This is a genomic window from Blautia sp. DFI.9.10, assembly GCF_024461705.1.
GTDB classification, from domain to species: domain Bacteria; phylum Bacillota; class Clostridia; order Lachnospirales; family Lachnospiraceae; genus Blautia_A; species Blautia_A fusiformis.
The window spans coordinates 72,502-95,235 of record NZ_JANGAA010000005.1; the positions used below are offsets into that span (position 1 = coordinate 72,502).

22 protein-coding genes are annotated in these 22,734 nt (G+C 48.4%); all 22 read right to left on the reverse strand.

What is annotated here, in order from left to right:
* Nucleotides 1–4 precede the first annotated feature (4 nt).
* Nucleotides 5–832, reverse strand: a complete 828-nt coding sequence (locus tag NE671_RS04785) for a helix-hairpin-helix domain-containing protein (RefSeq protein WP_173740782.1) — start codon at nucleotides 830–832, stop codon at nucleotides 5–7.
* Between the two features lie 110 nt (nucleotides 833–942).
* Nucleotides 943–1,374, reverse strand: coding sequence for a DMT family transporter (locus NE671_RS04790; protein WP_021651570.1), 432 nt, complete (start codon nucleotides 1,372–1,374; stop codon nucleotides 943–945).
* Nucleotides 1,375–1,561: 187 nt separating this feature from the next.
* Nucleotides 1,562–2,878: a nitrogenase component 1 gene (locus tag NE671_RS04795; RefSeq protein ID WP_256163729.1), complete on the reverse strand. Its 1,317-nt coding sequence runs from the start codon at nucleotides 2,876–2,878 to the stop codon at nucleotides 1,562–1,564.
* Nucleotides 2,875–4,218, reverse strand: a complete 1,344-nt coding sequence (locus NE671_RS04800) for a nitrogenase component 1 (RefSeq protein WP_015525984.1) — start codon at nucleotides 4,216–4,218, stop codon at nucleotides 2,875–2,877. Before NE671_RS04800 ends, NE671_RS04795 begins: the two co-directional genes overlap by 4 nt.
* Nucleotides 4,212–4,979 (reverse strand): nitrogenase iron protein NifH, encoded by a 768-nt coding sequence (locus tag NE671_RS04805; RefSeq protein WP_173758555.1) that lies wholly within the window; start codon nucleotides 4,977–4,979, stop codon nucleotides 4,212–4,214. Before NE671_RS04805 ends, NE671_RS04800 begins: the two co-directional genes overlap by 7 nt.
* Entirely contained in the window at nucleotides 4,976–5,245 is a 270-nt protein-coding gene (locus NE671_RS04810) for a TM1266 family iron-only hydrogenase system putative regulator (RefSeq protein ID WP_015525986.1), read from the reverse strand. The genes NE671_RS04805 and NE671_RS04810 overlap by 4 nt, the downstream gene beginning before the upstream one ends.
* Nucleotides 5,246–5,272: 27 nt before the next feature.
* Nucleotides 5,273–6,280, reverse strand: coding sequence for a hydrogenase expression/formation protein HypE (gene hypE, locus NE671_RS04815; protein WP_015525987.1), 1,008 nt, complete (start codon nucleotides 6,278–6,280; stop codon nucleotides 5,273–5,275).
* A gap of 130 nt (nucleotides 6,281–6,410) precedes the next feature.
* A complete protein-coding gene (hypD, locus tag NE671_RS04820) occupies nucleotides 6,411–7,454 on the reverse strand; it encodes a hydrogenase formation protein HypD (RefSeq protein ID WP_015525988.1) in 1,044 nt (347 codons plus the stop codon).
* Nucleotides 7,454–7,663: a HypC/HybG/HupF family hydrogenase formation chaperone gene (locus tag NE671_RS04825; protein WP_022426401.1), complete on the reverse strand. Its 210-nt coding sequence runs from the start codon at nucleotides 7,661–7,663 to the stop codon at nucleotides 7,454–7,456. Before NE671_RS04825 ends, hypD begins: the two co-directional genes overlap by 1 nt.
* A 90-nt stretch (nucleotides 7,664–7,753) precedes the next feature.
* Nucleotides 7,754–10,126, reverse strand: a complete 2,373-nt coding sequence (gene hypF, locus NE671_RS04830) for a carbamoyltransferase HypF (protein ID WP_256163730.1) — start codon at nucleotides 10,124–10,126, stop codon at nucleotides 7,754–7,756.
* 78 nt (nucleotides 10,127–10,204) lie between these two features.
* Nucleotides 10,205–11,242: a nitrogenase component 1 gene (locus tag NE671_RS04835; protein WP_256163731.1), complete on the reverse strand. Its 1,038-nt coding sequence runs from the start codon at nucleotides 11,240–11,242 to the stop codon at nucleotides 10,205–10,207.
* Complete coding sequence (locus tag NE671_RS04840) at nucleotides 11,239–12,543, reverse strand: nitrogenase component 1 (RefSeq protein ID WP_256163732.1); 1,305 nt, start codon at nucleotides 12,541–12,543, stop codon at nucleotides 11,239–11,241. Before NE671_RS04840 ends, NE671_RS04835 begins: the two co-directional genes overlap by 4 nt.
* On the reverse strand, nucleotides 12,540–13,313 hold the full coding sequence (locus NE671_RS04845) for a nucleotide-binding protein (RefSeq protein WP_021651581.1): 774 nt from the start codon (nucleotides 13,311–13,313) through the stop codon (nucleotides 12,540–12,542). The genes NE671_RS04840 and NE671_RS04845 overlap by 4 nt, the downstream gene beginning before the upstream one ends.
* 470 nt (nucleotides 13,314–13,783) lie before the next feature.
* Nucleotides 13,784–14,140 carry a heavy-metal-associated domain-containing protein gene (locus NE671_RS04850; protein WP_021651583.1) on the reverse strand — a complete coding sequence of 119 codons (357 nt, stop codon included), beginning with the start codon at nucleotides 14,138–14,140 and terminating at the stop codon, nucleotides 13,784–13,786.
* 18 nt (nucleotides 14,141–14,158) lie between these two features.
* Nucleotides 14,159–14,506 (reverse strand): FeoB-associated Cys-rich membrane protein, encoded by a 348-nt coding sequence (locus NE671_RS04855; RefSeq protein ID WP_244094837.1) that lies wholly within the window; start codon nucleotides 14,504–14,506, stop codon nucleotides 14,159–14,161.
* Nucleotides 14,507–14,578: 72 nt separating this feature from the next.
* Nucleotides 14,579–16,762: a ferrous iron transport protein B gene (gene feoB, locus NE671_RS04860; RefSeq protein ID WP_118608099.1), complete on the reverse strand. Its 2,184-nt coding sequence runs from the start codon at nucleotides 16,760–16,762 to the stop codon at nucleotides 14,579–14,581.
* A 58-nt stretch (nucleotides 16,763–16,820) separates the two neighbouring features.
* Nucleotides 16,821–17,039, reverse strand: a complete 219-nt coding sequence (locus NE671_RS04865) for a FeoA family protein (RefSeq protein ID WP_015525998.1) — start codon at nucleotides 17,037–17,039, stop codon at nucleotides 16,821–16,823.
* 103 nt (nucleotides 17,040–17,142) lie between these two features.
* Nucleotides 17,143–17,355 carry a FeoA family protein gene (locus tag NE671_RS04870; RefSeq protein ID WP_015525999.1) on the reverse strand — a complete coding sequence of 71 codons (213 nt, stop codon included), beginning with the start codon at nucleotides 17,353–17,355 and terminating at the stop codon, nucleotides 17,143–17,145.
* 301 nt (nucleotides 17,356–17,656) lie between these two features.
* A complete protein-coding gene (locus NE671_RS04875) occupies nucleotides 17,657–18,661 on the reverse strand; it encodes a cytidylate kinase-like family protein (protein WP_256163733.1) in 1,005 nt (334 codons plus the stop codon).
* Nucleotides 18,662–18,676: 15 nt separating this feature from the next.
* Complete coding sequence (locus NE671_RS04880) at nucleotides 18,677–20,116, reverse strand: sodium:proton antiporter (RefSeq protein ID WP_173758585.1); 1,440 nt, start codon at nucleotides 20,114–20,116, stop codon at nucleotides 18,677–18,679.
* Between the two features lie 300 nt (nucleotides 20,117–20,416).
* Nucleotides 20,417–21,607, reverse strand: a complete 1,191-nt coding sequence (locus tag NE671_RS04885) for an aspartate aminotransferase family protein (RefSeq protein WP_178818340.1) — start codon at nucleotides 21,605–21,607, stop codon at nucleotides 20,417–20,419.
* Nucleotides 21,594–22,490 (reverse strand): acetylglutamate kinase, encoded by an 897-nt coding sequence (gene argB / locus NE671_RS04890; protein ID WP_022426393.1) that lies wholly within the window; start codon nucleotides 22,488–22,490, stop codon nucleotides 21,594–21,596. Before argB ends, NE671_RS04885 begins: the two co-directional genes overlap by 14 nt.
* Between the last annotated feature and the right edge of the window lie 244 nt (nucleotides 22,491–22,734).

The following is a 22,734-nucleotide window of genomic DNA, read 5'->3' on the forward strand; positions in this document are numbered from 1 at the left end:
CTCCTTACTTTATTGCTATTTTATCCTTTATCTTCTCATAGGTTCCTTCTTTGATGCCTGGTACATTCATGATATCCTCTGCTGAAGTAAAGGGACCGTTCTCTTCCCTGTAAGCGATAATCGCCAGGGCCTTGGACTCCCCTACACCTGTGAGAGTAGTAAGCTGGGATACATCAGCGGTGTTCAGATCGATCTTCTGCTCTGTGGAAGATGCAGTCTCAGCTTCACCGGAATCCTCTCCGGAGGATTTCTGTCCGCTCGCCGTTTCGGTACTGTTTTCTGCTGTGACTTCCGATCCATCCTGGGTAGCTGCGATCCGCTGGCTGTCCACCTCCGCCTGGGTAGGCACATAAACCTGCTGTCCATCGGAAAGTCCCTTAGCACGGTTGAGATAGCTTGCCGCAGCTTCCGGAAGATATCCTCCGGCCTGCTCGATAGCCTGAAAAACACGGCTGCCATATGGAAGCTCATAGACTCCCGGGCTGGTCACTGCTCCACATATATCTACATAAATGGTCTGAGGGGTGTCTGAGATCTCCGGCAGCTGTTTTTCAACCTCCGGAGCCGGTTCCTCCGCAGACTCATTCTGTTTCTTCTGTGATATATCTGCCGCAGCCCCTGCGGATTCCTTCCCGGATACTTCACTTTCCGTATCCTTCAGTTCTTCCTGCTCTGCATCCATTCCGGATGCTTCCGTACTTTCTTCCTGCACCAGTTCTTTCTCCATAAATTCTGTTCCGTCATCCCTACAGCCTGTCAGCCCTGCCAGGATCTGTAACAAAAATATGGAAAAAACAAGCCGAACACTTCTGATATGTGATCTTATTTTCATAGGTAGGCGGTTCACTCCTTTCCGCCGATGTGGCGGCAGGTGCCCCGTTACTCATGCAAAACCATACCTTATTTTAACGAAGTATTACAAATATTACAATACTTTTATTTCTATTTCCATTTGAAAATAACCACACCTGCAATACAGATCAGCATTCCCAACAGCTTTCTCCACTGAAAATCTGCTCTTTCCACACCAAAAATCCCCAGCAATTCTATAAGATAAGCCACCGCAAGCTGAGAAATGACAATAAGCATAACCGCCCGCGCAGGCCCCAGACTTCCCATACTCCGGATCACTGTGATAGTGATAAATGCACCGATCACTCCTCCGAGTAAATTATATTTAGCCTCTACCTGCCACAGCATGCCGATACTTTCTCTGCCTGTAAAAAACCATGCTGCCACACAGACCAGAAATGCAGAAAACTGTACCCAGCCAGTTGAAACCCACAGACTGGTCTGTTTTGTTACATTTGTGTTAAATACCCCTTGAATACTCATCAGTGCACCTGAGATCAGTGCTGACAAAAATCCCCACATAAAAAGCCCTCCATATATACTCCATTTCCGGTATTACTGCCGGAAAAAGGCGCTGCATATTTCTGCAACGCCTTTACGGTTTCTTGTTTCTTATAATTTAGTTTATGTGATTTTCCTGCAATTATACACACTGCTGCCCTGTTTTCTCATCCGCATAATATTTATATACATGATCACGAAACGCTCTTTATTCCGGAAAATATTTTCTGAGATATATCCTTCCGGAAAACGCAATATGCGGCATCTCATAAAAAATGGCTGTTTTCGGACAGATCGGACGATAGAGTGGGTCTGCCACAATGATCCTGGCTGTTTTCAGCTTTTCTTCCATGGCTTCCTCGCCACAGATGGCTTCATCTCCCTTGCGCAAAAGTCCCTCTGTGATCTCCAGCGGACAGAGCAGCTGAACCTTTTTTCCGTATTTCTGCTCTATGACTGCTGCCAGGGAGCCCATGGTAACCGGTTCTCCGATGATGGTAATGTCCGGTACGGAAAAAAATACCTCATCTTTGTCGGGCATTTCCCTGCTTTCTCCTGAAGGGTCAGATACTGCTGACAGACTGTTCCTTCCCTGAAAATAGATTACCTGCTCCGGAGTTACTTTCCACAGTTCCTCCTGTTTCCCTAAGATCTGCCCTCCGCTTTCCTCCGCGGAGTCATCCTTTTTATTTACCCACTCTCCACAGGATCTATCCGCGATCCGCTCAAGTGCATCTGAAATCTGCCCCTCATAGCCTTCCACAGGAGTCCCCACGAGAAATGGCGTACCGAATTTTTCTTTCAGCACATTGGCCGCCGGAATTCCCACAGAGGATACCACAAGGTTTACCGCTGCTTCACCGGCACAGGACAAAGCTTCCAGCGTATCCCCCATAGCCCAGGTGGAAAGTATCTCCCAGCCATAGTTTTTCAGACGTTTTTTCATGGCATCTACTGCAGACTGCGGGCCAAGATCAAGGGGTGTTGCTCCAAGAAGATTTAATTTTCTGCTTCTCTTCTCTGTAGATCTTTCCGCAGATCCTGTGGGTGCTTCTGAACACCTTCCGATTTTCTCTGCTGCTCCTGTGAAATGTCTTGCGATTTCCGCCAGCGCCAGCCCTGCTCCGTATACATAGTCGTGCATGCCGCTGGTCGGAACCGAAAATACCGGAATTTCGGTCCTTGCTGTAAGTGCACAGGCCAGTCCCTGAAAATCTGTTCCGTTCATAAAGGGGATCGGTGAACTTGCAAGTGCAATAAATTTCGGTTTCAGCTCCTTTGCCGCCTCTTCGATATCTTGAAGAAATTTCTCATCATTTCCCATAATGGCATCGATATCCGTAAGACCTGAGATAAAGATCAGACTGTCCTGGTCGTACCACCGGATCTCATCATGGGTATTATAGGTAGAATTACAGCCGGAGGGATCATGCATCACTGTCATTCCTCCAAGCTCATACAACGCGGAGCAGACACCCGACACGTCTGCCGTGTAGATTGGTATGATCCGATATGCCTGTCTCATATGCAGCTTTCGCACCCCCATCCCTTTCGAACGATCAGATCCTCCGGAGCTTTTTCCTCATTAAATGCCTCCAGCATCAGCTGTGCAGTACGTCTAATCCCGTCAAAGCCCCAGAGCCCGCCGCCCTGTACCATATTGACAAAATTCCGGCTTCCGGTAAACCAGGCTGCTTTTTGTCCGACGGCAAGGATTTTTCCGAAATGCTGCCGTGGCCGCACTCTCATCTCCGGGCGAACAGTCGAAATCAGCCTGAGTTCCGGATAATTCTCCTTCAGCCAGAAAAATACTTCTTTTTCTTCCGGGCTGATACTGTCCAGAAAAACGGACTGTACCTGAAATCCATGGGTAAGGAGAAGCTTTGCAAGTCCCAGAGGTCTTGGATGAAAAAGATAATCCACAGCTATGGGAGTGTCACCGATGATCTGGTGTGCATGGGAAAGAGCCTCCTCGCATTTTCGGATCTCCGTTTTGATATCCAGGCCATTTTTACCGCAGCTGTGCTGATCCAGCAGCTCCAGCAAATACTTTTCCTGCGTCTCTATCTCCTCATAGTCAAAGCTTCCGGGCAGATATAAAAACGGCCTTCCAAGTCTCTCCGCCTGCTGCTGTACTCCGAATTTTCCTGCCGGATAGCAGTTAAGGATCAGGCTTCCCTCTCCCAGGCTCTGATAATCCTCCCAGTTCTTACAGGCCGGTGCTTCCCGGAGACGGATTCCGTTCTTTTTCAGGATCCGGCAGATATCTGCACTCTCATCCAGCACAAAATCACTGCCCAGGACTGTGACACATTCCGGATCTGCTTTCCTCTCCGGTACTGCATCATACATGGCACGGCGCAGCTTCTGATCCGGAGTCGGACCTGTTTTCTGCATGACAGGATCCATAAAGCATCGCATAAAAAAGATCTCCGGAAATCTTTCTTCCAGTTCGCCGTAGATGCGGTCCAGATCACTTCCCAGAAAATGATGAAGACACACGGTAAAAAGCAAGACTGCCTTTGGCTTCTCATCCAGCCGGTTCAGAATGTCCGTCACTCCTTCAATGGTCACATCCTCCAGATTTCCGCCCAGAAGATCCTTTTCCTCCACGATCACAAAGGAAAAACGGTCTGCCGCATTCATCTCTGCGGCAGTCAGCACAACGCCACGCATGCAGTTATCCGCACAGACGTAGATCTGCCTTGCTTCCGGAACCAGCATTCCCGTATGTACGATATTCCAGTTTCCATGGACCGGTGAATTAAATTCCAGCCCCGGCTGAAAGGGAACCGGAAAAGAGGCTTCCTTTATAAATATTTCTGTTTTTCCCGAAAGCTCTCTGTTACCAACTCTTTTTAACATGAGCCTTCCTCCCTGCATGCATTCAGAATCTGCTCGGCCAGTGTCCGGTACTCCTCTGCCATCTCACAATCCGGATAAGCTTCCAGAAGAGTTTTTCCTCGATTCTCTGCTTCCAGAACCAGAGCACTTCTGGAAAGCGTTCCCACTACCCGCGTATGAAAATCCTCTGCCAGCTCCCGGACTTTTTCTTCCTCTCCCGGCACGTTCCGCCGGTTCAGGATCACGCCGCCAAGAGATGCATATCCTCTGTTTCTAAAATTATCCACTGCCATGGCAATATTTGCCCCTGCATGGATGGCCATGTTTTCTCCGGAGGTGATGATAAATACCTTATCTGCATACCCATTTCGCATGGGCATGGAAAATCCACCGCAGACAACATCTCCCAGTACGTCATAAAAAACAATGTCCGGTTTATAGGTCTCATAGGCTCCGTTTTCCTTAAGCTTCTCGAGAGCAGTAATGATACCTCTTCCCGCACATCCAAGCCCCGGTGCAGGACCGCCGGCTTCCACACAGACTACACCCCCATATCCGATCTGCACCATATCCGTAAGCTTCAGCTCCTGGCGTTTTTCGTTATAAAGCTCCAGCACAGTGGGAACTTTTTTTCCATGCCTGAGAAGGATCGTGGAATCTGCCTTGGGATCACAGCCGATCTGCATCACTTTCATTCCTTTTTCCGCAAGGGCAGCTGCCACATTGGAAACCGTAGTAGATTTTCCGATGCCGCCCTTTCCGTATACCGCAACTTTTATCATTTTCTGTCCTCCGCTTTTGTGATCACATTGGAATATGCCGTTTTGGCGGAAACTCCACTGAGGCGTCCGATCTTTCCGGATAAGGAGCTGATCACATCCTGTGGTGCGTCAATGGCAATACTGATGATATTGATGCCTTTTTCCCGGTAAGGGATCCCCATTCTCCCGATAATATATTTTCCCGCTTCATGAAGAAAACGGTTGATATCATCGATCACGTCATTGTTTTCCACAATGATCGAGATCAATGCCACTCTTGTCTCCATAAGATCTGACTCTCCTTTCCGATATTATCAGCAGATCCTCGGCAGAAGCTCTCCTCCCGGCTGCGGAAGAAGTGCCTGCGTTCCGATCTCCGTAGTCATGACAACCTTTCCCGACTGTTCTTCCGTAACTTCACCGATAATGGCTGCGTCCCTGGAATAAGGACATTTACGCAGTGCTTCCACGATCCTTCCTGCCTCTTCCTTTGGTGCCATGATCACCATTCGTCCCTCACATGCCAGATAAAGAGGCTCCAGGCCAAGCATGCCGCAGACACCCTTTACCTCCGGAGCTACCGGAACAGCTGCTGCATCCAGGCGGATTCCTACGTTACTCTGTCCTGCGATCTCATAAAGAACCGTTCCGACACCACCTCTTGTGGCATCACGGATCACATGAATGTTGTGGGTGGCATCCAGTACCTCTTTTACAGCTCCCCACAGCGGTGCGCAGTCACTTGTCACATCTGCGTCAATGCCGAAATCCTCTCTTGCCAGAAGAATGGTGCATCCATGTCTTCCCACATCACCGGTTACAATAATGGCATCTCCCGGTTTTGCCAGCTCACCGCCTACCTGAACGCCCTCCTGGATCTCACCCATTCCGGTTGTTGTGATAAACACACCGTCAACCTGACCTTTTCCTGCCACCTTAGTATCTCCGGAAACAATACGCACTCCGGCTTCTTTTGCTGTTTTTTCCATGGCTGCGGCGATCTCCTCCAGCTTCTCCATGGGAAAACCCTCCTCAATGACAAAAGCGCAGGTAAGATACATCGGTTTTGCTCCCATACAGGCAAGGTCATTAACGGTTCCGCAGATGGAAAGCTTGCCGATATTTCCCCCCGGAAAAAATGCCGGAGAAACAATAAATCCATCGGTGGATACTGCCATTTTTCCTGCAGGCGGAACCAGCACGGCCGCATCATCGGCTGTGAGATCCGGGTTTGCAAAATGCGCTTTGAATACTTCATCGATCAGTTCTGAGGTCTGACGGCCTCCGGCACCGTGTGCCATGGTCACTGTTTTATTTTCCATAATATTATCTTCTTTCTATGCTGGGTCAAAGGAATTTCATATCGGTTTCATCCTGTCAGATCTTCCGGATACGATCCTTCGTTTGTACTATATGTAATGTATCATATTTCGCAGTCCATTAAAGCGGACATCAGTTTCCGTACATAAAATATGCGGAACATGCTCCTTCATTGGATACCATACAGGCACCTACCGGATGCTGCGGGGTACAGACCTTTCCGAATACCTTACAATCTGATGGCCTGCATTTTCCCTGAAGCACATCCCCACAGCGACAGGCCGGATTTGGCCTGCCCTGGATCGGCGGCACTGCATATTTTTTTCTGGCATCAAAGGCTTCCCACTCCTTCCGGAGCACCAGGCCGGACCCCGGGATCACACCCAGACCGCGCCATTCGGAATCACAGGGCTCCATCAGTTCTTCGATCAGCTTCTGTGCCTCCGGGCTTCCCTCACTTTTTACCACACGGGGATAGCAGTTCACAAAGAACGGTTTTCCTTCCTGAAAACGTACCAGTGCAACAGCCAGTGCCGTAAGCAGCTCCTTCGCTGTAAAGCCTGCCACCACACCACTGATACCTTCCTCTGCCAGCTGCTCACAGAGCGCAGTTCCTGTGATCGCATTGACATGTCCCGGATAAAGGAACACATCCGCACTGCCCTTTAATGCCTGATAAGCCTGGGGCATGGTCTTGTTTGCCACAAGGAGCGAATAATTGGAAAGTCCGTCCTCTCCGGCCTTTTTCACGGAAAGACAGCCGGCAGGCGTGGTGGTCTCAAAGCCAACGGAAAGAAATACCACCTGCTCTTTTGGATGCTCTTTCGCATATTTTTCTGCATCTGCCGGTGAATAGACGATCCGTATCCTGGCGCCTTCTGCCCTGGCATCTGCAAGGCTTTTCTTTGTTCCCGGTACGCGGACAAGATCACCGAATGTGCAGATCGTCACCTGTTTTTCCAGAGCAAGATAAACGGCCTCGTCAATAAATCCTACCGGTGTTACACAGACCGGACATCCCGGTCCTGAGATCAGCTCCACCTGCGGCGGCAGAAGCTTGCGGATCCCCAGACGGAAGATCTCGTGGGTGTGTGTTCCGCAGACCTCCATGATCCGCACCGGCGGTCCCTGATATCCTTCTATGATCTCTCTTGCTGTTTTTTTCCTCTCTTCCATCACAGCAGTTCCTCCATCAGCTGGTCTGTCTCTTCCTCGTCATCATCGGTGATCTTTGCAATGGCAACACCTGCATGCACCATCACATAATCCCCCGGCTCCAGGTCTCCCAGGAGCTGAGCGGAAACCTCTCTCTTTGCGCCGCCTGCATCCACCACTGCTGTTCCGTCACTGATCTTTACTACTTTTGCTGATAATCCTACACACATATCTGTGCCTCCCATCCTGCATTTCTGCTGTATACTCCATGCGTTATCATAAAACATTTTTGATCCGTATCTGCATGATCTCATCTATATTTATCTGTATCGCTGCACATAAGCCATCCCATACACTGCCTGTCCCAGTGCGATCCCTCCGTCATTCGGCGGGATCAGGCTGTGCTTCAGAACTTTAAACCCCATTTCCGTAAGGCCGTCATCTACCAGCTCCAGAAGCAGCCGGTTCTGAAAGACACCGCCACTTAATGCCACTTTCCGGATTCCAGTCTGCCGCTCTGCTTCCTCACAGGCTGCAAGGATCTTATCTGCCAGTGCCCGGTGAAATCCATAAGCCAGCTTCCCGGGATCCTCTCCTGCAAGCCTTGCCCGGACCAGATATGCAACGATCTCACCTGTATTTAAAATAAATTTTCGTTCATCTTCAGACGCTTCTGAGATGCCTGTGCTTTCCGGAATGTCTTCCTTTTCTGACATCCGTATCTTCAGATTTTCTTCCGGATTTTTCTTCTGCATCTCCCGCTGCTTTCTCCAGGCCTCCGCCGCAAATTCCAGTGCTGTGGACGCTTCTCCCTCAAAGGTAGACGCTCTCCGGATCCCCAGGATCGCACTGACTCCGTCAAAAAGTCTTCCTGCACTGGTGGAAGTCACGGCATTGATCTTCCGCTGTGCCATAGTCACCAGTACCTTTGCTTCCTGATCTGTGCAAAGTCCCAGTTTCCGGACAGTGTCCAGGGTTTTTTCCAGATTTCCCGTATTCTGCCAGATCAGGGAAACGGCGATCCGCCAGCCTTCTTTTGCGGAAATATCTCCGCCAACCTGGACAAAGGGTTCTATACTTCCAAGCCTTGTAAATCCTTGACAGTCTGCAACCAGGAGCTCTCCACCCCAGATGGTTCCATCGGTTCCATAGCCTGTTCCGTCAAAGGAAACCCCTATCACCTTTTCTTCGCAGTCATTTTCTGCCATGCAGGATAAAATGTGTGCATAATGATGCTGCACCCTCAGAACCGGAAGCCCTAGCTCCTCTGCCACCACTGTGGAATTATATTTAGGGTGAAGATCACAGACCACTACCTCCGGCTGCACCTCCAGAAGTGTTTCCAACCGCCCGATCGTTTCCTTCAGGGCTTTTACCGTTCGAAGATCCTCAAGATCTCCCACATAAGGGGAAGGATAAAAACGGTTATCCACACCAATGCAGAAGGTGTTCTTAAGTTCTCCACCTGCTGCGATCACCTGGCCCTTCCAGGGTGTGGAGACCATAAACGGAAGAGGCGCATACCCGCGGGAACGGCGGATCATATAGGGTTCACCCTTATAGAAATCCATCACCGAATCGTCGGCCCGGATACGTATCTTCCTGTTGTGGGAAAGAATGCAGTCACAGAGATGGGAAAGCTCCTCTGCCGCCTCCTCATCATCTCTGCAGATCGGCGCCCCGGAAGTATTTCCGCTGGTCATTACCAGAAGCCCGGGCATCCGGATCCCATCATCGTAATGAAAAAGAAGCAGCTGAACCGGTGCATAGGGAAGCATGACACCCACCTTGGGATTCCCGGGTGCAATGCTCTCACAAAGCCTCGTTTCTCCCGGCAGCTTATCCAACAGCAGGATCGGCTTTTGATGACCGGTAAGGATCTTCTCCTGTTCCCCGCTGACCTTACAAATCTTCTTCACAGCTTCCATATCCTGTGCCATCACTGCAAAAGGCTTCACCGGACGCCGTTTCCGCTGCCGCAGCCGCTGTACAGCCTCCTCACTGGTAGCATCACAGCAAAGGTGAAAACCACCGATCCCTTTGATGGCCACGATTCCGCCGGAAGCAATGATCTTCCTTGTATAAGTGATAGCCTCCCGTCCCCGTTCCTTTCTTCCCGCCAGGTATACCTCAGGGCCACAGTCATTACAGCACACCGGCTGGGCATCATAGCGTCTGGTATCCGGGTTATGGTACTCATCCGCACAGGAGGGACACATGGGAAATTCCTTCATACTGGTCCGTTCACGGTCATAAGGAAGCGAATCCAGGATCGTCAGTCTCGGACCGCAGCAGGTACAGTTGATAAAGGGATGCAGATACCGCCTGTTTTCCGGATCAAACATCTCCGCCTTACATTCATCGCAGATCGCGATATCCGGGGAAACAAAGATTTCCCCCTTTGTCTTCTCACTTTCGATGATATCAAACTGTGTAAATTTCTCCGGTTCCTCCACCGGTTCTTCAAGAAGCTTCAGGATAGCTGCACGCTTCGGTGGCTTATTCCCGATATCTGCGATAAAGGCATCCACATCCTGCTGCTTACCCTGAGCAAAAATCTCCACATAGGGTCCTTTATTGGACACACTGCCACGGATTCCTCTTGCCATAGCATGACGACTCACCGTAGGGCGAAATCCCACTCCCTGTACGATCCCGTAAACACGGATCATTTTCGTAATTTCCCGCTCCATATGTTTCTCCATTCCCTGCAGCTGTTTCCACTGATTCGACTGCAGCATGCATGTAACTTTATGTCCTGCCCTTATGGTCTACCTGCATTTTCCGGATACTGCAAAATGCACTGTATCCACAAACACTCCTGAAAAAGCCTTTGTCATCCGCTTCATACATGGATCTGCAAAGATCACGTCATATCCGCCCTTCTCTGCCAGTTCCATGTGATCTTCCTCATCCCTTAATGACACATCGCCTTCCTCCAGGAGATCCTTTTCCATGGAAAACCAGCTTGCCACGGTGATCTCTCCGTCCGCACCACGTTTCCGTAGCTCCTCTCTTATGGAACCGGCCATCACCTGCTGCTGCACGATGAGAATCTTTTTTCCTGTATAATCCATATCAGGAACCAGCTCTTCCGCCAGAGGATATCCCACCTCATAAGGTGTTCCGAAGGTTTTCTCCAGATATCTGGCACATTCCAGTGCCGCAGGAGAAACCACGATATTTTTTTCCGCAGAGGAGGCTTTTTTTACCTCATCAAGCCCGTCTCCCATTCCGTAGCAGACTGCTCTCTGTCCTCTGGCACGGAATTTTTCACGGATCTTGTCTGCTGCTTTCAGGTCACTGACATCCTGAGGTGTCATTCCGAGAACTCCTGTCTTACCAGCCTCCACAGGCAGCTTTTCCCGGGCAAAGGCTTTAAAAAGCTCCAGATAAGCCTTCCGCTCTCCCGCATCATAAAGCTCCATTCCGTTGGTATTTACCGTAAGCACCGGAAGATCTGTTTTCTTCTCGCACATCCGCCGCAGTGCCTGATGATCCGTTCCGATCACAGCAGGTACCGGTGTTCCGATAATGGCTGCAAAGCCTGCCTCCACCTTTTCTGCTGCATCCACAAGCTTGGCAACCAGGCGGTCATCCCGTCCCAGGATGGCATCCATATCCCGAAGTCCTGCGCTGAATACCGCACTTTTCTGTTCAAACCATCTCGGTTCATCAAAGCCGCAGACATTTCCCGCACATCCTCCTGCATCACAGATCACGATGATACCGCCAAGCTCATACAGCACTGACACGGCTCCGGACTGATCCGGTGCAAAGGGTGTCAGATATTTCCGAAGTCCTCTCATACCTTTTCTCCCTTCTGCAAAACTTTCTCTGTCAGTGTTTCAAACAGCCTGCGTACCCCCGCATAGCCATAAGGCTGCCGGTCCTGATTCCACACGGCATTTGGCTGATCCCGGTGATAATATCCTGCATCCTTTCCTATAGTAAGGTTCACTCCGCTCCCGGACGGATCGTAATACAGCATGGTGGGTTCCATATTGGAAAAAACCTTTGTATCCGGACTCAATTCCGCAAGATGCCGTATGTATACAAAATTCTCGGCTGTGATAGTTCCGTAGATCTCCGGCACCCGGAAACCATACCGCACCAGGGCAAGGGCCAGCTCGAAGGGATCTCCGTTCATGCACTCCCCTACAGCAAAGGACGCATCCGGACAGACCTCACGGAATCGCTCCACAGCCTCTTCTGCTGCTTTTTTATACACTTCCTGATCAAAAGAGACTCCAAGGACCTGTCCCAAGGCACGATACTGATTTTCGATCTTATCTGTCTGGTAGAGCCTCCGAAGCTCAATAAAAGGAATCTTCAGCCGGTCATGAAAATCCTCCGCTGCAAACCTCGCTTCCGGATGAAGCACCAGATTAAAATTGGCCTGTGACATGGTCTGATATTCTTCATAATCCTTACATCTTGAGATCTCATGGATGGTCTTTACGCCTGCCTGCTGCAGCAGCTCATACATCTCGCAGTCATCAACCAGCGGCGAAAAAAATCCCAGAAGATTGACCACATTTCCCTTTTTCTTCTGTGGCTCAAGGAGGGAGTATAAGGACTGGCGCACATGGACCATAGGCGGCTTTCTGCCCTCACGTGTCAGTGCGTACATGTAACAGGGGCGCACCGGAATATCCACCTTTTCCTCTGCCTTCCGGCAGACACGTTCCATATCCGTTCCCAGAAGTGCATCCACACAGGTGATACAGATCATCACCACAGACGGCTTCTTCTCACAGCAGTCGCAGATCTCTTTTACCGCTTTCGGGATCTTTTTCAGGTGACGGCCTGTAACAATATCCGTCTCATCCATCATCAGATAAAAAAATCGATCATTGTACTCCGGCATGGAGCTGATAAGAGAAGTATTTCTTCCGCAGCATCCCGGTGCCACGATCAGCATAATGGAATCCGGCACTGCAAGCCCGGCTCTTTTTACGCCAAAGCCCTCCGCTCCCGGAGAGTTAAATGCCAGAGTTGCCGGAGAGCTGTAGATCAGATGCTTCCCGGAGATCATCTGCGGAGGGATCGTTTCCAGCCCGCCCCGGGCCAGCTCTTCTGCAGTTGCAAAATATGCTTTCTTTTTCATATATCCTCCTTCTCCGTTTCTTCACTTTCCAACAGCTTTCTGGCCAGTGCAAAAAATTTCTCACTGATCTCAGAATTCTCATCTCCCTCGATCACCGTTTTGCCCTGATCCTCCCATCGGATGATCTCGTCACTTCTCGGGATCTCACCCACGATCGGGATATTATTTTTTTCTGCAAAAGCATTTACTTTTTCCGTTTCATTCTCCACATTCCTGTGATTCAGCACGATTCCGAAGATCCTCGCATAGCTTCGATCTTCAAAATTCCGCACAGCACTGGAAATATTATTGGCTGCATAGAGTGCCATTTTCTCTCCGGATGTGACAATGAGTACTTTTTCCGCATAGCCCTCCCGAATCGGTGCCGCAAAACCGCCGCATACTACATCTCCAAGAACATCGTAAAGCACTACATCCGGCTTCCAGGTCTCAAAAAGCTTCAGATCCTCCAGAAGCTGAAAGGTTGCGATGATACCTCTGCCTGCACAGCCAAGTCCCGGCGTGGGGCCGCCGGTCTCAATGCAGAGGACTCCACCAAAACCCTCCTTTGAAATATCCTCCAGCTTTTCCGGCTCCTCATCCTCTTCCCGCATATAATTCATTACCGGCCGCAGAGGTTCTCCCCCAAGAAGATTGATGGTGGAATCCGCCTTGGGATCACAACCGATCTGGATCACTCTTTTCCCCATGGCTGCAAAAGCCGCCGCCAGGTTGGACGTCACTGTAGACTTTCCGATACCGCCCTTTCCGTATACTGCTACCTTCAGCATAAAATCCTCCCTAATTCATTCTGTCCGCTCCCGCAGGTATTTTTTATAAAAAAAGCTCTTTCACGCACAAGGTGAAAGAGTCCCGTATTCCGCTCACAAAACAAAGTCAAGCGGATATTCGCGATCCGCATTTGCTGCTTGTTCATAACCGAATAACTGCTTCGCAGCTGATTCGGTTAAGCTGTGCCGGATGAACAACGATTCCTGCTCGGATATTCCTTGCCGTCAAAGTCTGTTTCCTGCTGTATTTTGTTTTAATGCCTCATCCGGATAGAAAGAAAATATTTCGTTCCGTCTGAATTTTTCTGTTTTTATTATACAATGGTGTACATTAGTGAGTCAATTGCAACTCTGACTTTTTATACAAAAAAAGACCCCCAGGCGAAATATTTTAAAGCATTTCGCCGAGAAGTCTCTTCTCTGATCTGCCGGCTCAGAAGCCGCGGCAAAGTTATTCTTATGATAAAGCTTTACTGGATAGAAACTACGTGATATCCTCTGTCTTCCACTACCTTCTTAAGCTCTTCGTTGGAGATCTCTCTGTCGTAGGAAACCACTGCCTCACCTTTTTTCAGGCTTACTTTTGCTGCCGCACCGTCAATGCGGTTGATCGCTCTTGTGACGCTGGCCACACAGTTCTCACAGTGCATGCCTGTGATCTTCATGGTTTTCTCACCCAGCTTGGTTCCATCCAGCTTCTTCTTCGGGATCTCCGGCTTGCTGCCGCCTCCGCAGCAGGCGCCTTCGCCCTTCAGATGTTTATATGCGCCTTTTCCGGCAAACAGCATAATGATGATAACAACGATGACAACAATTGCATTTGCCATGATTTCTTTCCCTCCTGGTTACTTATGCATTCCACTACAGCCGGAGCATCCGGAGCAATGACCGGAGCAGCTGCCGCCACAGCCTCCTGTACGTGTGTTACCGGCACAGCCGACACAGCTGAGCCCCTGTTTCTTTCTTGAATAGAGATAACTGATCACAAATACGCCATATGCGATCACCAGTGCCAGTACAATAATATCCGCTATCATACTCATATCTGTCACCCTTTCTTTCGCTGTACAGCCTGTGAACTGCTGCCAGCCTCTGATGAATACTTTTGTAAAAAAACTTCCATATTTCTTCAGGCTTATTATAGCACAGAAGACCAGGTATTTACATCCCCGGTCTCCTGCATTTCTTATCATTTCAGCTGTTCTTACAGCATCATTTCAAAGCTATCATATGTACCGGATCGTTACTGTATGACCGGTTTTCAATTACTCTGCTGCCTGTACAGATCTCTTTGTAACATCGTTCTGGTTCTTGTACGGATCTGGTCTGAACAGAAGGAAGAGCAGGATCGCTGCAAGGATCAGCGCTACGATCGTTCCAATTCCGAAGGAACCGGCACCTGTGACAACAAGACCGATCTGGTATACACAAAGTGTTACAACATAAGCAAAAATGTTCTGGAAGAGAATTGCAAACCAGAACCATTTTCTGGACTGCATCTCATGTGCCATTGTAGAAATAGCTGCAAGGCACGGAGAGTCAAGCAGGTTGAACAGCAGGAAAGAAAATGCTGCTACTGCTGTCGGGAACCATGCTTTGATCGCTGCACCAACGATCATGGTATCCTCTGCATCATCACCAGCTACGTTTGCAAGAACACCCATTGTACTTACGATGGACTCTTTTGCGGAGAATCCGGAGATGGAGGCTGCAACCGGCTGCCATTTGCCAAATCCAAGAGGAGCAAAGATCGGAGCAAGGATACCGCCAAGGATAGCCATGATACTGTCGTTGCTGTCCTCAACAAATCCGATTCCGCTTCCTGTATTTCCGATGCTGGAAAGGATCCACATGATAACGGTTGCAAGGAAAAGAATGGTACCGGCTTTGATGATGAAGCCTTTCAGTCTCTCCCAAACATGAAGCAGAACTGTCTTTACAGACGGAATGTGATACTGTGGAAGCTCCATTACGAACGGAGCAGGTTTACCGGAGAAAGGTTTTGTTTTCTTCAGGATGATCGCAGATACAAGAACTGCTACAACACCGATGAAGTACATCAGTGGTGTGATGAAACCAGCAGCTACGTAGTCACCGGTTGCATAAGCGGTCATGATACCACCCATAAGGGCGATAACCGGAAGCTTGGCACCACATGGGATAAATGTCGCTGTCATGATCGTCAGACGACGGTCATTATCTGCCTCGATCGTTTTGGAAGCCATGATTCCAGGGATTCCACAGCCGGAGGAGATAAGAAGCGGGATAAAGCTCTTTCCGGAAAGTCCGAAATGACGGAATACACGGTCCATGACGAACGCGATACGAACCATGTAACCGCAATCCTCAAGGATGGAAAGGAACAGGAACAGGATCGCCATCTGCGGAACGAATCCAAGCACTGCACCAAGACCACCGATGATACCATCTGATACAAGGCTCACCAGCCAGTCAGCAACACCGGCATTGCCGAGTCCATCCGACACAACACTCTGGATGGTTCCCACAAAGCTGTCGTTTGTCCAGTCTGTTACCATGGTACCAACTGTTGTTACCGATACATAATAAACGATGAACATGGTAAGGATAAAGATCGGAAGACCGAGAACACGGTTTGTTACGATACGGTCGATCTTATCGGAAACTGTCATCTTATTTCCGCTTCTCTTAACGTTTGCAGAAACAACCTTCTGGATGTACTGATATCTTCCATCCGTTACGATACTCTCTGTATCATCATCCTCTGCCTTCTCAAGGCCAGAAGCAATCTCCTCGATCCTGGACTGTGCAGAAGCCGGAAGGTTCAGACCTTCTTTTACCTTGCTGTCTCTCTCAAGAAGCTTTACTGCATACCATCTCTTGTTCTCCTCAGCGATGTTTGCAGGAACAAATCCCTCGATCTCATTTACAGCTTTTTCTACTGCTTTCGGAAATTCCATCTGCTTCGATGGTACTCTGTGCTGGTTCGCACATTTGATTGCCTCATCAACAACCTCTTTAAGGCCTGTTCCTTTAAGAGCAGAGGTCTCAACGATCGGGCATCCAAGCGCGGAGCTTAAGCCTTTTACATTGATATGGATGTTGTTCTTTTTCAGAAGATCCACCATATTAAGAGCGATAACAACCGGGATACCGATTTCAAGAAGCTGGGTTGCAAGATACAGGTTTCTCTCGATGTTTGTTGCATCCACAAGATCGATGATCACATCCGGTTTCTCTTTCAGAAGGTAATCACGGCTGACAACCTCCTCAAGTGTATACGGGGAAAGTGAATAGATACCCGGAAGGTCTGTTACCGTTACATCCTTCTGGTTTTTCAGCTTGCCCTCTTTTTTCTCTACAGTAACACCTGGCCAGTTACCAACGTACTGGTTTGCGCCTGTAAGAGCATTGAACATTGTAGTCTTACCACAGTTCGGGTTTCCGGCAAGAGCTATTGTTACAGACATTTTGCATCCTCCTTTTTTCAGGTCAGAGCCTGACGCTCTGTCATTTTTCGAAGCTTATTTACTTTACTTCCACACATGCTGCGTCATGCTTACGCAGGGAAAGCTCATAACCTCTGATGGTGATCTCAACCGGATCTCCAAGAGGAGCTACCTTTCGGATATAAACCTCGCTGCCTTTTGTGATTCCCATATCCATGATACGGCGCTTGTAAGCCGGGTCGCCGGTGATCTTGGAAACAACTACTGTAGAACCTACTGCTGCATCACGTAAAGTCATTTCTCTTTTCCTCCCTGTTCATATTCCAATTCCTAATCTATCCTCAACTGCGCCTTCCGCAGTTTGGGGCAAATCCACTACCGGTCACTGCCTCGCAGTCCGGTCACACCATAATGTGTCTGGCCATTTCTTTATTGACTGCTACTCTGGAATCCTTGACATTTACGATCAGATTGCCGTCAAACTGAGAAATAACTGTCACTTCCGCATTCTCAACAAAACCAAGGCCTGCAAGAAATCTTCTTGTATCCTCCGCTCCGGAAATACGCTTGATCGTGCCAGTATCACCTGACTGTAAAAATAAAATCGGCTGCATGGAATCCCTCCGTTTCTTTCTATTAATTAACTCAGTCTAATTAGTCAGTCCTAACTCATAGGTTAGTTTATACTAAGTTTTTTCGAATGTCAATCCCCTAAATGAAAAAAGTTAATCAAGATTAAGTTTTTATAAACAAAATATAAAAAAAGTTCCTGCATTCTGAGGTATTTCTGTCTGGCAGAAGGTTACCTCAGAATGCAGGAACTCTGTTCTGATTCTTTTTCTGTTTGCAGCCTGTTAAGCTAAAAACCCCTTCCGGAACTTTTTCTTTCTTCCGTGCTGCTCATATTTTTATCTCTTAGTGGATCTGATCATTCAAAAGCTTCAGGATCAAATTCTCCGTTTCATTGATTCCGTAGCTTGCACTGTTGATACAAAGATCATAATTATCCGGCTTGCCCCACTGAGCTCCGCCGTAAAAATTGTAATACCGTCTGTGCTGGCTGTCCATCTTCTTCAGGAAACGGACTGCCTGCTTCATATTCATCTTCCGTACATCCATAACATGCTGCACACGGATAGCAAAAGGAGCTGTGATAAACAGACTGATATGCGGAATGTGGTTGTTCTTGAGGATCGCATCCGCACACCTTCCCATAATGATGCAGTCCTCTTTTGAGGCCAGATCGCAGATCAGGTCACTCATGTTAAAGAATACCGCATCCTGTTTCGGAAGACCATGGTAACGGTTGAATTCCCGGAACCAGCCCTTGGGATCAAATTTATGCTTCTTCTCATATTTATTGAAATCCGCAAAATATTCCGCATCGTTGACCGCGCCCTTTTCCGCCTCAAGGCGCCTTAATACCTGATCAAAGATCTCCACATCATAATAGTTGATCCGAAGCTTGTCTGCCAGTCCGAAACCGATATCATTACCGGCACTTCCCTGTGTACGGCTGATGCAGATGACCAGATGGTCATTCTCAGAGATTTTTTCCCTGCGTTTGATCATATGATTCAGCGCCACACGTTCCTTATCCATGATATCCATAGCAACAAAAGTCTCCGGCAGCGTCAGGATCTCCTGAAAGATCTCATCATATTTCTTCATGAGACGGCTTTTTTCTTCTTTATCCTTGATGGTCCTGGCCATGTTGCTGATCAGTGCCATCTCGCTTCGAAGAAGATGTCCGTCCGGTTTGGTATACATCAGAGCACTTAAGTTCCGGATAGTGCCTTCTCTGTCACCGGTGAAGGTACGTCCAAGGGAAGATCCTACGCTTTCATAAACCTCGCCATCCAGTTCATAAAGTCTGGTGGCAAGCTCTCTGCATTTCTCTCGAATGTTATTATCCTGCATATTGATCCTCCTCCCTTATAAAAAGAATACCAGCATATCGATGATGAACACCGGTACCAGGAAACAAATGGACCATGCCATATATCCGAAGAAGGACGGCATGTTGATACCATTTTCGTCAGAAAGTGTCTTGACCATAAAGTTCGGAGCATTGCCGATATATGTATTGGCGCCCATAAATACAGCACCGCAGGAAATCGCAGAAAGAAGCTTTACAGGAACCGTTCCCAGCGTTGTTGCGATTCCGTTTGTAAATCCGAGAGTTCCCGCTGTTGTCAGAAATACCAGATAGGTCGGTGTATTATCCAGGAAGCTGGACAAAGCTCCGGTCGCCCAGAACATCTGGTACGGCTCGGTGATACCGAGATTCGGTCCTACTGCTTTCAGAAGCATCAGGGCCGGCTGCATGGTGATAAAAATACCGATGAAAAGTACTGCAACCTCCTTGATCGCACCCCAGGTAAAATGGTTCCGCACACGGATCCTTTTATCCGTTGTTTTAAAGGACAGAAATGCAGCTGCCAGGATCAGGACGATCTCAATGATCGACGGGAAGCTTAAAGTAACCTCACCGAAAATATGAATCCCCTTTACATTTCCGGCCGCATCCTGGAATGCAGGCATACCGGGAAGCATTCCGCTTAAGATAACACCCACAACGATCATCACAAGGAAGATGATATTATGAAGACCTTCGATCTTAAACTCGGTACCCGGTTTGCTGATATCCGGTTTACGTCCCTCTGAGATATCCTTCTTGTAAGAGCGCATATCCAGATGATAGAACACAAACAGAAGGATCACCATATTAAAGATCAGTACCGGAAAAAGATGCAGGCTCCAGAAAAACGGAACTCCTCGCATGAAGCCCATCAGAAGCGGCGGATCACCGATCGGTGTCAGGCAGCCACCCATGTTGGATACCATAAAGATGAAAAAAATCATAATATGACCCTTTCTCTTTCTCCAGGAATTCATTTTGATCACCGGACGGACCATCAGCATGCTGGCTCCGGTAGTTCCGATACAGCTGGAAAGCAGGGTTCCCAGTGCAAGAAGTCCTACATTTACTCTTGGTGAGCCCGCAAAATCACCCTCAACTGTAATGTTACCGGATACACAGAACAGTCCGAATAACAGGATGATAAATGTAAGATAGTCATTGATCACGCACTCCAGTACTGTTTCCGCAGTTTTTCCGGCACCGTAAACAACTGCAAACGGAATGATCATAAGAACGATCCAGAATGCAACCACAACGGGCTGATGTGACTCCCACCACTCACCCTTTACCAGCGGCATCACTGCAACACACAGAAGAAGGCCCGCAAAAGGGATACAAAGCCACACCGGCACACCAGATCCTGTCCCACCGTTTCCGGCTGCCCATACACCCACAGGACATGCCAGAAATACTGTCAGAAAAGTACACATGACGGTTAATAATTTTTTCAAAATTTTCACCCCTCACATAAATTTTTTTACCAGTGAAATTATAACATATGGCGTTCTAAAATCAACTGTGTAGATGTGCAATTTATACTCGAACCCTCTCTCTTTTTTGTGCATTTTGTCGGTGTGTCATAGCATTTTTTGTTTGTTTTCAAACACACGACCAGATTTTCGGATACTGTTTTCTATATCTGTTATATAATTTATATACATTGTCTCTCTGACAAAAAAGCAGCCGTATTCTCCATCGGCACACTACCCTTTCCGGAAAATACTGCTGCTTTTGTATCTGTTATTTTTTTATTATTCCATACACTCGTCAAGGATCTCTGCCATCTTGTCGATATCCTCTTTTGTGATCACAAGAGGAGGAACAAGGCGGAGAACATCACTTCCTGCTGAGATCACCAGAAGACCCTTTGCAAGAGCTTTTTTCACCACGTCTCCTACTGGACGTCCCTTGATCACGATACCCTGCATGAAGCCCTTGCCTCTTCTTGTTTCTGCACAGTCATGCTTTGCAACCAGTTCGTCCAGCTTCTCCTCAAAATACGGAGTAAGTCCCTGCACATGGGAAAGGATCTGATCTTTTTCAAAAATGTCAAATACCTTGCTGACGGCTGCACATACGAAGGGATTTCCACCGTAAGTGGTTCCGTGGTCGCCTGGCTTCAGGGAGGCTGCAGCTGCTTTTTTGTTCAGCACAAAAGCACCTACCGGAACTCCACAGCCAAGTGCTTTGGCACAGGTCATGATATCCGGCTGTACTCCATATGCCTGCCATGCAAAATAATGTCCGGTACGTCCCATACCGCACTGGATCTCGTCCAGGATCAGAATGATATCCTTCTCATCACAAAGCTTACGTAAGCCTTCCAGAAACTCTTTTGTAGCCGGATAAATACCTCCTTCTCCCTGTACGGTCTCGGTGATGATGGCACAGGTCTTATCTGTGATCTGAGCCTTTACACTCTCAAGATCATTGAAATCCGCAAATTTCACCCCACCCATCAGAGGCTCAAAGGCCTCTCTGTAATGTGCATTGCCTGTCACGGAAAGAGCGCCAATGCTGCGGCCGTGGAAGGAATGGTTCATGGCAATGATCTCATGGTCTGCATGGCCATCTCTTTCGTAGGCATATTTCTTGGCAGCCTTCAGAGCACCCTCAATGGCCTCTGTACCACTGTTTGTGAAGAAGGCCTTTTCCATATGGCTTGCCTGTACAAGTTTGGCACCCGCCTCAATGATCGGCTCATTGTAGTACAGGTTGGAAATATGCATCAGCTTGTCGATCTGGGATTTCAGTGCTTCGTCATAGCCCGGATAATGATATCCCAGGGCATTTACAGCGATACCGGCCGCAAAATCCAGATATTCCTTTCCTTCGGAATCATAGAGGTAACAGCCATCGCCTTTTTCAAAAACTACCGGAAAACGGTTATATGTATGAAGAATACTGGCTTCAGATTCTTCCATCTGTTCATTCATGCTCATTGTAATATTTCTCCCCATCATCTTTTAAAATTGCAGTACCAATACCTTTGTTTGTAAAGATCTCAAGCAGTAAGCTGTGCGGGATCCTTCCATCCAGGATATGGACTCTGTTTACACCATGCTCGATAGCGTCGATACAGTTTTTCAGCTTCGGGATCATACCGCCGCCCACAGTACCATCTGAGATCAGATTCTCAGCCTCATCTACACGAAGCTCGGAGATCAGAGTGGAGGGATCATCTGCATCCCTGTAAACGCCCTCAATATCGGACAGGAAGGCAAGCTTCTCTGCCTCAACTGCCTCTGCAATGGCGCAGGCTGCATCGTCCGCATTGATATTGTAGGAATCAAAATTTTCGTCAAAGCCGATCGGGAATACGATCGGAAGGAAATCTCTTTCCAGAAGGTCATGAAGGATCTTCGGATTAACCTTTGTAACTTCACCTACGTAGCCGATGTCTTCGCCTTTGGAAAGCTTCTTTTTGCACTGGAGAAGACCGCCGTCCTTACCGCTGACACCTACAGCCTGTACGCCGAGAGATTCTACCAGAGTAACAAGCTCCTTGTTTACTTTTGCAAGAACCATCTCTGCGATCTCCATAGTGTCTTTGTCCGTTACACGGAGACCGTTTACAAAATGCGGCTCCATGCCGACTTTACCGACCCAGCGACTGATTTCCTTGCCGCCGCCGTGAACAATGATCGGTTTGAAACCGACTAATTTCAGAAGGACTGCGTCCTTGATGACGTTACGCTTTAATTCTTCATCAAGCATGGCGCTTCCGCCGTATTTGATGACTACGATCTTGCGGTTGAACCGCTGGATGTATGGCAGGGCTTCTATGAGAACCTCTGCTTTGTCAAGATATTTCTGATTTACCATGTGGGTGTCTCCTTTTTTTGAAAAATGATATGGATTGAAAAAGGTTTTGTTGTTGTATGTTGGAGGGATTTCTTTTTTATTATAATTTTGTCTCAGCTGACAGCTGTGGATTTGCGAGGAGGGGAGGCACTCGGAGTTCCGAAGGCCGTTTCCCCTCCTCGCGCTCCTCCCCTCCGGCCACGGGGAACGGGCTGTTGCCCGCGTTGCGGGCAAAGCGCCTGCTGCGGACAGGCTGTCGCAGACA